This is a genomic window from Winogradskyella psychrotolerans RS-3 (assembly GCF_000427335.1).
GTDB lineage: Bacteria > Bacteroidota > Bacteroidia > Flavobacteriales > Flavobacteriaceae > Winogradskyella > Winogradskyella psychrotolerans.
Map to the genome: position 1 here is coordinate 57,811 of NZ_ATMR01000215.1, position 13,047 is coordinate 70,857.

11 protein-coding genes and 1 pseudogene are annotated in these 13,047 nt (G+C 32.3%); 8 read left to right on the forward strand and 4 right to left on the reverse strand.

Annotated features, from left to right (window positions below; genetic code table 11):
* The first annotated feature begins 143 nt into the window (after window positions 1–143).
* The 5 genes from ADIWIN_RS19075 to ADIWIN_RS19095 all read left to right on the forward strand — a co-directional run bounded on the left by ADIWIN_RS19075 (window position 144) and on the right by ADIWIN_RS19095 (window position 4,486).
* Window positions 144–581, forward strand: coding sequence for a DUF6146 family protein (locus tag ADIWIN_RS19075; protein ID WP_020896293.1), 438 nt, complete (start codon window positions 144–146; stop codon window positions 579–581).
* Between the two features lie 215 nt (window positions 582–796).
* On the forward strand, window positions 797–1,126 hold the full coding sequence (locus tag ADIWIN_RS19080) for a DUF6787 family protein (protein WP_235047156.1): 330 nt from the start codon (window positions 797–799) through the stop codon (window positions 1,124–1,126).
* Window positions 1,123–1,464 (forward strand): hypothetical protein, encoded by a 342-nt coding sequence (locus ADIWIN_RS19085; RefSeq protein WP_051155502.1) that lies wholly within the window; start codon window positions 1,123–1,125, stop codon window positions 1,462–1,464. The genes ADIWIN_RS19080 and ADIWIN_RS19085 overlap by 4 nt, the downstream gene beginning before the upstream one ends.
* Before the next feature lie 38 nt (window positions 1,465–1,502).
* Window positions 1,503–3,899 (forward strand): TonB-dependent receptor, encoded by a 2,397-nt coding sequence (locus ADIWIN_RS19090; RefSeq protein ID WP_020896297.1) that lies wholly within the window; start codon window positions 1,503–1,505, stop codon window positions 3,897–3,899.
* Between the two features lie 14 nt (window positions 3,900–3,913).
* Window positions 3,914–4,486, forward strand: a complete 573-nt coding sequence (locus ADIWIN_RS19095) for a hypothetical protein (RefSeq protein ID WP_020896298.1) — start codon at window positions 3,914–3,916, stop codon at window positions 4,484–4,486.
* Between the two features lie 47 nt (window positions 4,487–4,533).
* Here the strand turns inward: ADIWIN_RS19095 and ADIWIN_RS19100 are convergent, their stop codons facing one another.
* Window positions 4,534–4,812 carry a hypothetical protein gene (locus ADIWIN_RS19100; protein WP_020896299.1) on the reverse strand — a complete coding sequence of 93 codons (279 nt, stop codon included), beginning with the start codon at window positions 4,810–4,812 and terminating at the stop codon, window positions 4,534–4,536.
* A 370-nt stretch (window positions 4,813–5,182) separates the two neighbouring features.
* On the opposite strand from ADIWIN_RS19100, the pseudogene ADIWIN_RS19105 reads away from it, so the two are divergent.
* Window positions 5,183–7,470 (forward strand): annotated as a pseudogene (locus ADIWIN_RS19105) (DUF5916 domain-containing protein).
* Between the two features lie 39 nt (window positions 7,471–7,509).
* The gene (locus tag ADIWIN_RS19110; protein WP_020896302.1) at window positions 7,510–8,187 is read left to right on the forward strand and encodes an ABC transporter ATP-binding protein; all 678 of its coding nucleotides are present in this window, start codon (window positions 7,510–7,512) and stop codon (window positions 8,185–8,187) included.
* A gap of 7 nt (window positions 8,188–8,194) precedes the next feature.
* On the opposite strand, the gene ADIWIN_RS19835 is transcribed toward ADIWIN_RS19110, so the two are convergent.
* Genes ADIWIN_RS19835 through ADIWIN_RS19120 form a run of 3 tightly spaced genes read right to left on the reverse strand, consistent with a single transcriptional unit; the run spans window position 8,195 to window position 11,803 of the window.
* Window positions 8,195–8,890, reverse strand: a complete 696-nt coding sequence (locus tag ADIWIN_RS19835; RefSeq protein WP_020896303.1) for a DUF3999 family protein — start codon at window positions 8,888–8,890, stop codon at window positions 8,195–8,197.
* On the reverse strand, window positions 8,890–9,423 hold the full coding sequence (locus ADIWIN_RS19840; RefSeq protein WP_020896304.1) for a hypothetical protein: 534 nt from the start codon (window positions 9,421–9,423) through the stop codon (window positions 8,890–8,892). Before ADIWIN_RS19840 ends, ADIWIN_RS19835 begins: the two co-directional genes overlap by 1 nt.
* Window positions 9,407–11,803 (reverse strand): DUF2339 domain-containing protein, encoded by a 2,397-nt coding sequence (locus tag ADIWIN_RS19120; protein WP_020896305.1) that lies wholly within the window; start codon window positions 11,801–11,803, stop codon window positions 9,407–9,409. The genes ADIWIN_RS19840 and ADIWIN_RS19120 overlap by 17 nt, the downstream gene beginning before the upstream one ends.
* Window positions 11,804–11,966: 163 nt before the next feature.
* On the opposite strand from ADIWIN_RS19120, the gene ADIWIN_RS19125 reads away from it, so the two are divergent.
* Complete coding sequence (locus ADIWIN_RS19125) at window positions 11,967–13,007, forward strand: hypothetical protein (RefSeq protein WP_152487300.1); 1,041 nt, start codon at window positions 11,967–11,969, stop codon at window positions 13,005–13,007.
* Window positions 13,008–13,047: the final 40 nt, after the last annotated feature.

Consider the following 13,047-nt stretch of genomic DNA (forward strand, 5'->3'; position numbering starts at 1 on the left):
TTCAAAAATGATAGGATGACGCATTCAAAAGGTTAGTTAACTTAGTTTAGATTGTAACAATTATAAACCTGCTGTTTCTTTACGGTGTTAAATCGAAGTAAAACTTTATAAACACTAACATTTTTTTAATACCTTTAATTCTTATGAGAAAGATTATCCCATTCATTATTATCCTAATTTTAATTGCGAGCTGTAAATCTTACAATTACAGCCCAACAATTGATAACGAAAACGAAAGTAGCTTTGTAAAAAGTGACACCGTTTCCATAAGCAGTGACGAAAACGATTATGAAATCCTTATTATAGAGCCAGGCTTTAACTCATGGTTATTAAGTACAGCAAGACCTGAGGGGCATTATTCACAACAATTTTTAGAATCGAGAAATGCTCTCTTAGTACAAGGCTGGAATCAAAGAAATCTTCAACCTCATGTTTATGACCCTAATCTTTATGAGGTTCGTATAGATTACGATACACGTACAGATTATGGTTATGAAGTGAATTATAAACTCTATAATTACTTTATATACTTTCAAATAAAATACAAACAACAACTTTCATCGTTTACACCTAGAATTTAGGATATAAAATCCTCATAATTTACTAGTTTTGCATCACGACATTGGTGCTATGGAAAAATTTAAAAAACATTGGGAAATTCAACACAATTGGCAGTTGTTATTTCCCTTTTTTGGTTTAGTTATTTTGGGATATTCTGCGTTTAAGATTTCAAACGGATTTTTTAGATAATTACGGATTAACGTTAACCATCGTTGGAGCTCTTTTTATTTTCTTTTTGTTATTAAAACTAACCTTATTCATATTTAAGAAACTTGAAAAGAAATGGATTCTCGATTATAAATGGGAAATGATCCGCGTATTTATGGTATTCGCCTTTACAGGAACATCATCTTTAGTTATTGGAAGGCCAGTTATAAAATTAATAGGAATTACTAAAGAAAACTTAAATCCTATACTCTACTGGTTTTTATTCCTTATCATTGGGCTTATTTTCTATCAGATTCTGTTAGTAACCTTTGGATGGTTTTTTGGGCAATTCAAGTTTTTCTGGGAATTTGAAAAGAAAATGTTAAGGAGATTTGGATTAAAACGCTTTTTAGATTGAAAATAAATACAGTAATAACATCACTATTTAAAACATTAGCAATTATGCTAGTGCTTTTTGTGTTGTTGCCTTCTGCTGTAAAATTAACACACGCTTTTAATCACCATACACATGAAGTTTGCGATTCTGATAATGAGCTTAAAACTCACTTTCATGAGTCTGATTTAGATTGTGACTTTTATAAATTTAAGCTTACCAACAATTTATTTCTCGTATTTAATAACTATGAGATAATACCTCAAATAACTGCAACTAAGCAGTTATCTTCATATTATATTTCTTTAAATAATTATCAGCAATTAACAAGGTTTGTTAGAGGTCCGCCTCAGTTGGGTTAGAATTTTAAATTTTCTAATACATTAATAAATCTATTTAAATGAAACCAATAATTATTGGCTTAGTTATGGCTATATCTTGCTTTAGCTACAGTCAAAACTGCAATTATACATTTTTAGGCGAACTCAAAGATTTTCATGACGGAACACCAATAGAATCTGCTACTATTTACATTAAAGAAAGTGATACGTATTTAATTTCAGATTTCGATGGTAAATTCAAAATTGAAAATCTATGTGCAGGCACCTTAACATTAACTATTTCTCATGCCAACTGTGAAACTAAAACTGTAAGTTTTGAAATCAACAGTGATACTTTTAAAACCATTTTAATTGAACATCACATTGAGGAACTCATGGAAGTTTCAGTAATAGCACATGTTGATAAAAAGGAAACCAAAACAGCCCAAGAAACCGTACTTAAAGAGCATACTCTAAAAAAGTATTCTGCTCTAAGTATTGGAGACGCGCTTAAGGAAGTTGCTGGAGTTTCTTCTATTAATACTGGGAGTTCTATCGTTAAACCTATGATTAACGGTATGCACAGTAGTAGATTAATTATGTTAAATAATAATGTAAGATTACAAGACCAAGATTGGGGAATTGAGCATGCTCCTAATATTGATGTTAATGCAGCATCTCAAATCTCCGTTATAAAAGGTGCTGGAGCACTCGCTTATGGAGGTGATGCTATAGGAGGTGTTGTTGTTGTAAATCCCGATCGTGTGTTTTTAAAAGATACACTGTTTGGAAAAACTACACTAAGTGGTCAGTCTAATGGAAGAGGTTATTCAGCAAATACAAAGTTAAATAAGTACACTAAAAAAGGTTGGTTTGCATCTGTGCAAGGATCGCTAAAACAAAATGGTGATTTTGAAACGCCAGATTATGTATTAACCAATACGGGATCTAATTCTAAAGGTTTTACTTTTCGTGGTGGAAAGCAAAATTTTGAGTCTGGATTTGAAGTCTTTTACAGTTACTTAAATAATGAAATAGGTATTCTTAAAGCTTCTCACATTGGTAATATTGAAGATTTAGTAAGCGCTATCAATAGTTTAGAGCCTTTAGTGATAGAAGATTTTAGTTATGATATAAACGCACCTAAACAAGATGTAACACATCAGCTTGCAAAAGCCATGTATTACAAACGTTTTAATAATTTTGGAAAAGTAAATTTACAATACGATTACCAAAATAATCAACGTCTTGAATATGATATTCGTGTAGGAGATGATAGAGATAAAGCCGCTTTAGACCTCAAACTTCAAACCCATACTTTATCTTCAGACATTGTGCTAGATGCACTTTCTGACTATAAATTGAAGTTTGGAATTATGGGTAGATATCAAAATAATTTTGCAAATCCAGATACGGGTGTTAGACGCTTAATTCCAGATTATGATAAGTTTGATTTTGGTATTTATGCTACAACAGAACATAGTTTAAATTCTAAAATGACTTTAGATTTTGGTTTGCGCTATGATTTCAATCGTATTGATGCAAAGAAATTTTATTTCACATCACGTTGGGAAGAACGTGGTTATGACGAAGATTTTTCGGATCTCATTATTGATGATTTAGGTACACAATTACTAGTAAACCCTGTGTTTGATTATCATAATTTTTCTACTTCAGCTGGGTTTAATTACCAGCTTAACGAGCATCATAGTTTTATAGGAAACTATAGCTTATCAAGCAGACCTCCTAATCCTTCAGAATTATTTAGTGATGGCTTGCACCACTCTGCTGCTAGAATTGAATTGGGAGATTTAAGGTTAACTAAAGAAACTTCTAATAGAGTTTCTGCGAGTTACATCTATAATTCAAAACAGTTTAACCTAACAACTGAAGCTTTTTATAATCACATTAATGATTATATGTATATAGAACCAACAGGTATCGAGCAAACCATTAGAGGCGCTTTTCCTGTTTGGCAATATTTACAAACTAATGCCGAGTTATACGGTATCGATTTAAGTGTAAACTATACTATTAATGAACATTTTAATTTTTCAAATAAAACATCTTACACCGTAGGAAATGATATTGAAAATGATAGATCGCTTATAAATATACCTGCATTTAATACTCGAAACAGTATAACTTACACTAACGATTGGAAACAATTTTCTGCGTCATTGACGAGTGATTGGACTTTTGAACAAACCAAATATCCAGATAATAACTTTGAAACGTACATCGCCTCAACAAACGAAACAGTTTTAGTCGATATAAGTACACCTCCAAGTGCTTATCAGTTGTTAAACTTTTATTCTGAAGTTACTTTAGAAACGTCAGATAAAACCAATCTAAATATTGCTCTTAGCGTAAATAATTTATTAGACACTAACTATAGAGCTTACTTAAATCGCCTTCGTTATTTTGCTGATGACATGGGAAGAAATATAATGTTACAATTACAATATAACTATTAAAAAAAATCAAAAACATGAAAACAATTAAACACCTATTTTTATCTATATTAAGTTTATCTGCATTAGTATCTTGTTCATCTGATGATGACGCGCCTAAAATTGTTAATGAAGAAGAAGTAATTACAACCGTTCGTTTAGAGTTAACAAATGCTTTTGGTGATATTGTAGTACTTCAAAGTCAGGATTTAGATGGTGAAGGACCAGATGCTCCTGTTTATACTATGGAAGGAAGTATTTTAGCTGACACAGAATATGTTGGTGAAATTCAATTTTTAAACGAACTTGAAAATCCTGCTGAAGATATTACCTTAGAAGTTTTAGAAGAAGCTTTAGATCACCAAGTGTTTTACATATATACCACAAATAATGCTGGTAGTACTGTAACGTATACTGATTTGGATAGTGATGGCAATCCAATAGGTGTAGCTACAACATTTAATTCTGGTGCTGTTTCAACAGGCAATACATTAGTAGTTCAATTAATACATGAGCCAAACAAAACTGGAAGCGGTGTAAGTGATGGAGACGTAACTAATGCAAATGGAGCTATAGATGCCAATGTGACGTTTACATATGATGTCAACTAAAATATCTTTTTAAATTAAAAAAAAGCACTCAATTTGAGTGCTTTTTTTTATGCTTTTATTTCCTGTGTATCTTTTTTTATAAGGTAAGTATAAAACCACATTAGTGTAAATGTTGGTATCACGTCAAAGCCAGGCAATGCTTCCTCTACAAAAGTGATAACTCCTGCGACTTTACCAGCTTTTCCTGCATATAACTTGGTCATTAACCATCCCGAAATTGGTGCCCAAACGATATCCGAAAATTCACCGATTCCAGGAATTATAAACGAGACCATACCTAAAGCGTCTAAAAGAAGACCTATTCCTAATTTTTTGTATTTATTCATATAATGTATTAATTACTAATGTGTATAGAGCAATAATTATTCCAAATAAAATAGACTGCCATCTTCAAATTTAAATCTACAAATGGTAAGTGATGTCTTTTATTTTAACGTTTAATTAAGAACGTTGCTCAACGTGAGAACTTAATTTTGTAAATATCGATGTAACAACCGCTAAATAATTACATCTATATCCTATTCTAAACGACCAAAACCATTTATGAACGCTCGTTCTTTAATTCTTTTGCTTACCGTATTAGGCATTGCTACTTCTAGTATTGCTCAAAATAAAAAAACATTAAATATTCAGCGTTCTGCATTAGAACCTAAAATAGATGGCATTTTAGATGATGCAATTTGGCAAAATGCAGAAATGGCCACAGGTTTTCTTTCAAATAGACCCGAAATTGGAAAAGAAGCTCCGCACAACGAACGTACAGAAGTAAAAATGACGTACGATGATAAAGCTATTTATGTTGCAGCTTATCTTTATGACGACCCTTCTAAAATAATGAAACAACTCACCAATAGAGATAATTTTGGTCAGACAGATTACTTTATATTAGTACTAAATCCCAATAACGACGCCCAAAACGACACCGCTTTTTATGTTTTTAGTTCTGGACAGCAAGCTGATGCTATTCAAAGTCCAACTATTGGCGAGGATTTTGGTTGGAATGCCGTTTGGGACAGCGCTGTAAAAATTGTGGACGACGGTTGGATTGTAGAAATGAAAATTCCGTATCGTACCTTGCGATTCGCAGACCAAGACGAACCTACTTGGGGAATGCAATTTCATAGAGAATTTAGACGCTCTAGATCGCGATATACTTGGAATCCAATTGATCCAACTCAAGGTTATTCCGGATTATACCATGCCGAAGTTAAAGGTCTTAAAGACGTAAAACCTCCCGTTAGGCTCAACCTCTACCCTTTTACAACAGGAATTGTAAATAACTATGATGGAGACACAAATACAGATTTAAAATTTGGAATGGATGTGAAATACGGACTCACAGATAATTTCACCTTAGATGCGACATTGGTTCCTGATTTTAGCCAAGCAGGATTTGATAATGTTGTTTTAAATCTTGGCCCTTTTGAACAAACCTTCTCTGAACAACGTCAATTTTTTACCGAAGGTGTCGATTTATTTTCTAAAGGAGGTTTGTTTTTTCTAGACGAATTGGAAATAGACCAAGTGGACAGCTTAGTCTTGATGAAAATGAAGACGTCACTTCACCTAATGAAGTTAAGGTATTAAACGCCGTAAAAGTTTCTGGTAGAACTAAAAATGGCTTAGGTATCGGTTTCTTTAATGCAATTACAGAAAAAACAACGGCTACCATTAAAAACTCAGTCACAGATGAAAAACGGAATGCCGTTGTAGAACCATTTGCTAATTACAATATCTTAGTGGTAGACCAACAATTTAATGGTAATTCGTCCGTAAGTTTAATTAACACTAATGTACTGAGAGAAGGCCATTTTAGAGATGCTAATGCTACTGCCTTGGTTGCAAATATCATTAATAAACGGAACACCTATAGTGTGGCAACAGATTTACGAATGAGCAATGTAAACTACCAAAACACCAATAGTGAAACCGGTTTTAGTAGTTATTTAAAGTTGGCTAAAATTCATGGTAATTTACGCTATAGCTTAGAACACAGTTTTGCCGACACTAAATTCGACATTAATGATTTAGGCTTATTATTGCGAAATAATTACAATAATTTTAGCTCTGATATCTCGTATCAAACTTTTGAGCCAAGCGGGAATTTAAATAACTATAGTGTTAGTACCTACTTTAATTACAATAGATTAGCAAAGCCTAATGTGTACGCTCAATTTAATTTGGGAGCTTCATATCAAGCCACCACAACCAACTTAGATGGTTTTGGTTTTAACTTAAGTGCTGAGCCAGGCAAACAAAACGATTACTTTGAATCTCGAGATGGCAGACCTTTTATTTATGAAAATTATACGAGTGCAGGAGGTTGGATTTCTTCAAATTACAACCGAATTTTTGCTTTCGATTTTAGAGTGAATGCTGGGTCAATGTTTGAAGATGGTAGAGATTTATTTAATTATGATATCGAAGTTGAACCACGCTTAAGACTCAATGACAAACTTCTATTTATATATCAATTTTACTATGACTTTACTAATGGCGGACGCGGTTTTGCAACTCAGGAAGATAATCAGCCTATTTTCGGTGAACGCAACAGACAAATTATAACTAATAGTGTGTCTGTTAACTACGCATTTAACCCTTACAAATCTATAGCATTAAGTTTTAGACATTATTGGGATACCGTAAAATATGACGACGACTTATTTACGTTATTAGATTCTGGTAGATTAACGACAGCTTCGGGTTATACCTTAGACAACATTAGTAGTGATCCTGATATTAATTTTAGCACTTGGAATATCGATTTAAGCTACTCTTGGCAATTTGCTCCAGGAAGTTTTTTAACGGCTTTATACCGCAATCAATTATTTAATTTAGACACGCTCGCTGAGTATAACTATTCTGAAAGTGTTGATACCTTATTTGAGCAACCTATGCAGCACACGCTTTCTGTTAGATTGCAATATTTTATTGACTTTAATGGTATGAAATCTATTTTCAATCCTAATAAATCTGATTCTTAGTATTGTAAAATTAGGCATTAAGTAGTACTTTCACATCGTATGAGTAAAACTGTTATTTCCGCAAAGCAAATTAAGAAAGCCTATAAAGATCTCGAAGTCTTAAAAGGTGTAGACTTAACTATTTTAGAAGGTGAAATCATTTCTATTGTTGGCGCTTCTGGTGCCGGTAAAACGACGCTGCTTCAAATTCTAGGTACTTTAGATAAACCCGATTATAAGTCAGATACTGAACTGATTATAAACGATCAGTCTATTAAAACTTTAAATGATAAAGATTTAGCAAAATTCAGAAATAAGAACATTGGTTTTATATTTCAATTTCATCAGTTATTACCAGAATTTTCTGCTTTAGAGAATGTATGTATTCCTGCGTTTATTAATAACACATCAAAAGATGATGCCGAAAAGCGCGCTATCGAATTGTTAGATTATTTAGGTTTAAAGGATCGCATTCATCACAAACCCAACAGCATGTCTGGTGGAGAGCAACAACGTGTGGCTGTCGCTAGAGCTTTAATTAACAGTCCGAATATCATTTTTGCTGATGAACCTTCAGGGAATTTAGATAGCGAATCTGCAGATCAACTTCATAATTTATTCTTTAAATTGAGGGATGAAATGAATCAAACCTTTGTCATCGTAACTCACAACCACGAATTAGCAGAAATGGCAGACCGAAAGTTGACTATGGTTGATGGGAAGATTGTTAGTGAATAGCAAAAGACTAGCTCTTCTTCAACATCTTCAATGTAAAGCCACCAAGAATCAAAATCACAACAAGAATAATGGCCCAAAGCCAATAACTGTTTTCAAATAGTGGCTTAACTTTTTCTTGTTTTTGCTTTATGATTACTTGCTCTGCTCCTATTTTTAAAGCTTTTAATGCTTTAGGTATTTTAGTTTCAAACTTAGCAATGTCGTAATTTGGTGTTCTCGCTGCGGGATTACCATAAACCAACATATAATTTGCTGGTTCTGTAAATCGTCCCACTAATTGATGCTCATAACCTTTTACAGAAATATCTTTTATGGTTAGCGGCTGATTGTCGCCATTGTAAATTGTTATTTTTAAATCCTTCGCAATCGTATTTGAAATTTTAAAACGATTGGCTTCAAGTGAATTTAATGTTTCATTTTTAATCGTTCTATAACTGTATTTCCACCCTTTTTCGGTTTTTACACTATCACTTTTATATTCAATCTTTAAAGGTCTGTAATAATCAAAGGTATTATCAACGTCAATATGTAATTGACTTATGGATACCGATTGTTCTAAGTCTAAATTAATTACGGTCGCTTTTTGTTTCTTATCATCTGTGATTGCCATAGTCTTAATAGCATGATTTTCAAAACTTCCTTCGGTAATTTCGTATTTAAAAAGTTGCGCTGATTGTAGTTCTGGCTGGTCTTTTTGTTTCACTAAAAGTCTAAAAAAAGGTATTTAGCATCCGGAAAATCTAGATTGGTAAATTTAAAATCGGTCGTTTCATTTTTAATAGACATAATTCTATAATCTTCAAGAATTGTAAACCATTCTTGTTGATTCTGGCTGCCTTGCAATTCGATTCTCCAATCAAAATTTTGCTCCTTAAAATTTAGATGAATCAGATTAATAATGTCTTCAGAATTTAACTGAAATGTAAAATAATAGCCATTGGCTCCTTTCGTTTTATTGATGATGTCAAATGAAATGGTTTTACTCACTATTTTCTCAGAAAGCACTTGCAATAAATACGGAGCTTCAATGGTATCTGTTTTGGTTATTCCATAAATTCGAAGGTCTGACAAATCTGATTTCACTTTTCCGAATACAGCATCTGGCAAAGCAACTTTATGCCACTCGTCATTGACTTCATTTAGTTCTCTTTTATAATTATAAGATTCAATTTGCGCAGCACAAAATGAAGTACAACCTACAAGAAAAACTATAAATAATCTAGTTGTTAACGTCATCTGAAATTTGATTTTTGTATTTGTTGTATAAAAACGAAATGATTAAAAGTAACACACCAAGCGACACAAACACTATGGTTTTTGAAATGGTATTGAGATGTACAATATCGTAAAAGAATAGTTTTACTAAGGTAATTGCAAAGAAAGCCATGCCGCCAATTCGCAAATAGACTTTGTTTTTCCAAATTCCAAAAGCAATTAATAAGAACGAATACACTCCCCAAAGTATGCTCAACCCAAGTTTATACGATTGCGTAGATTCCGATAGATCCATCCAATGAATAAGCTCGCTACTCAATACCCAGATTATGGAAACATGAAGTATAATATCGTAGCCGATTTTATAGCCTTTGGCAATGCCTTCACGCTTAATAAATTTATAACAGGTATATAATGCTAGTGCTAAAAAGACAAAACTCACATAACGAATCCATAAATGAAAGCTGCTTTGTGCAAAATATTCTGAAGGATTTAAATAGCTCTCTCTTAATTCACTTAGAATAAGTAAGCCTTGTGTTAAGAACACAAAAATGCTAACAACTGTTAACGCTAAAGCGATTTTTTCGAATAATTTGTGTTTTATAATCTTGAAATTAATCAGAGATAATAATGCCGTAAACAGTAAAGAATAGTTGAGAATCCATATAATTTTAAAGTCGAATAAATCATAATTACTAAAAGTTTCATCGTAATTGTCTTCTGTCGGAATTACCAATTGAGAATTATAAAATATCTGATCCCAATACATTTCAATTTCTAATCTAAAGGCGTAATAAGCACTAAACAATAATATTGCAGGAATGGAGTAAGTGAATAAACGGTTCCAAATAGAATTAGGCTTTAAAGCAGAGGCATAATCTTCTTTCCTAGAGAGCCAAACGATAACGCCAAATGCAGCAACAAACAACATTGAAGTTAAAAAGTAGATATTAAAAATAGTAGTTACTTTATTCTCTGCATCAATAGTGTAATATAAACTATAACCATTAGACCAGTCTTCTAGAAGGCTAATAAAGGCTAACACCATCAATGGGTACGATAGTTTCTCATACACGGTAATCCCTTTTGTTCGTCCTAACCAAAATAATAAAGTAGCCTCACTCACCCATAAAAGCGTCACCCAATTACCATTTAATTGCACAGGAATTGTAATGGTTATAAAGACTAAAACCATTGCCGAAGCTAAGTAAAACAGGTTTTTATCCCCTAATTTCATCTTATAAAAAAGGACACTAACTATAAAATGAATCACAGCATTACCAAGGGTAAATAGTCCTAAAAGTTGCGAACCTGTTTCATGGTTTTCTAAAATAGCATAGCCAAATCCAAAAAACAAAAACGAATTAAGTAGTAACAAGACAACATCACTTCCTTTAAAGACTTCACGCTTAAGCATTTTATAGGCTAAAAATGTGATGTAAAAAATAATAAAGAATAAACTTAGAAAAGTTAAAGCCAGACTAAATAGTTCGTCTTCATAATATTCAACAAAGAACCACGATCCAAAAATGAGCCATGTAAACATAAAGGCTGAATAGTATAATGATTTCCAATGTTTCTTAAAGGAAAGTACTAATATCCCAATATTAATTATCACCATGTAGCTGAACAGCACTTCTACTTGCCCAGAGCCAGTACTCAGTAAAAATGGAACCGCATAAGCACCAACTAAACCAATATGAGCAATGACTTGTTTATTATAACTTATGGCAGCTACGACCGTAAATGTCGTAAAAATCACCATGAGCGCAAACGCGAAAACCTGAGGTATCAAATCATAAAAGTTGTAGGCAAAAAAGGTGATAAAATATAGGATGACAATCGACCCACTGACTAAAACAGCACTGTAAGATTCATATTTTTCTTTTAGTTTAATACCAAACCCTAATAAACCAATAGCTGTTAAATAACCAAGGATAATACGTGTTAATGGACTTATTAATTCGTTTTCAATGGAGTATTTAGCACCAATTGCCACACCAATGACAGTAATGATAATTCCGATTTTATTTAAAAGATTTTCACCAATAAACTTTTCAATACTCGATTTCGATTTTGGCTTTTTATCCGTTATATTTTTTTCTTCAGTTACAACACGTTCAGCTTGATATTCGGTTTCTAAAATAGGCTGCGTTTTATGATCAACAGATTCGCTAGCTTCAGTGATAAGTTCTACGACCTCTTTTAAATCTTTTACTGGTGATTCCTCTGGCTGAATTTCCTCAATTTTTGAAACAATTTTATCTTCAACGGAACCTGATTTTAAGTGATACAATTCCTCTTTTAGACTATTAATTTCAGAAGAAAACTCGGCTTGCTTTTTAAAAAGCAGCTCTAACTTCTCAATTAATTTGTCAATAAGCTCTTGATTTGTTGCCATATACAATTGATTTGGATGTCTTTTCATAAAACAAAGACTAGGCTAAAATAACCTATATATTTAGAACCTTCAATTATATATTAATGTTGTAAAATATAACCTAAAAATTAACGCAACCTTTAGGTGCTTTTTCCATCTATAAAAACAACCAGTATCTTCAAATTTGAAAAATGTAATCGTTCTCGTTTTAATCGCGTTAATGCTCAACTCATGTGCTACTATTTTTAATGGCAGACATACTAAAGTTAATATTTATGCTCCACAAAATACAACAGTAGAGTTAGAAAACAGTAGTATACTTATAGATAAAGGAAAGGCGAAAATTTTCCCAGAACGTTCAAAAGACTCATTAAGGTTCACATTAAAGAATGACAGCATTTCATCAGATTTTACATTTAAAAGAAAAGTATCTGGTCTCTTATATGGTAACCTCTTTATACCTGCAACATTAGGTGTTGGCTTATTGATAGATTTAACCAATCAGAAGCGATTTACTTATAAACGGCATATGCTTTTTGAAATTGATTCGACCACTAATGAATTCAAGATTTCTAAAGAGAAAATTATTGATTTTAAGCAACATACAACGTTTATTTACACGTCACCATTGCTCGCTATAGATTTATTTTCACAACCTATGATATCTCTTGGTTTTGAATATTTTCCGTTAAAAAATTTTAGTATTAGTGCAGAATACGCTACTATTTATACAAAAAAACTACGCGATGACTCAAACTTTAAACTGGTTAAAAATAAAGGACGTTCCTTTAGGTATGAAGTAAAATATTATAACCTTATAAGTCTAATTGACAATCCAAGAGTAAATGAATACATTGGTCTTGAAGCCCGTTTTATTAGACAATACTATAATAAGAATATCAGTTACGACAGAACTAACCAAGATATAAATTACTATATTAACGAACCCATCGCAGTACAAAAGTCAGTTGACATAGTTAACTTAAAATATGGCCTAAATTTCCCTATTGGTAAACGCATGTTTATAGATCTGTATTCCGGCTTTGGCATTAGAAATAAGACCTTCAAAAACCCCAACTTAGCATACAATCCTGAAACAGATCGCTTGAGCGATCATTATGAAGATTCGCATTTCATTATCATTGAAAACGCTTATTTAGAAGGAAGAGATGATACAACTGAATTTAATTTTGCTTTGGGTTTTAAATTTGGAATTATATTCTAACACCTTTATTAACATCTGTTCAAATTTTTACGGCAATTAA

What these genes read in the sequence shown, in the direction of transcription:
- ADIWIN_RS19075 (WP_020896293.1), top strand. Translation starts at nt 144, where the DNA reads ATGAGAAAGATTATCCCATTCATTATTATCCTAATTTTAATTGCGAGC.
- ADIWIN_RS19090 (WP_020896297.1), top strand. Translation starts at nt 1,503, where the DNA reads ATGAAACCAATAATTATTGGCTTAGTTATGGCTATATCTTGCTTTAGC.
- ADIWIN_RS19095 (WP_020896298.1), top strand. Translation starts at nt 3,914, where the DNA reads ATGAAAACAATTAAACACCTATTTTTATCTATATTAAGTTTATCTGCA.
- ADIWIN_RS19100 (WP_020896299.1), bottom strand. Translation starts at nt 4,812, where the DNA reads ATGAATAAATACAAAAAATTAGGAATAGGTCTTCTTTTAGACGCTTTA.
- ADIWIN_RS19110 (WP_020896302.1), top strand. Translation starts at nt 7,510, where the DNA reads ATGAGTAAAACTGTTATTTCCGCAAAGCAAATTAAGAAAGCCTATAAA.
- ADIWIN_RS19840 (WP_020896304.1), bottom strand. Translation starts at nt 9,423, where the DNA reads ATGACGTTAACAACTAGATTATTTATAGTTTTTCTTGTAGGTTGTACT.
- ADIWIN_RS19120 (WP_020896305.1), bottom strand. Translation starts at nt 11,803, where the DNA reads ATGGCAACAAATCAAGAGCTTATTGACAAATTAATTGAGAAGTTAGAG.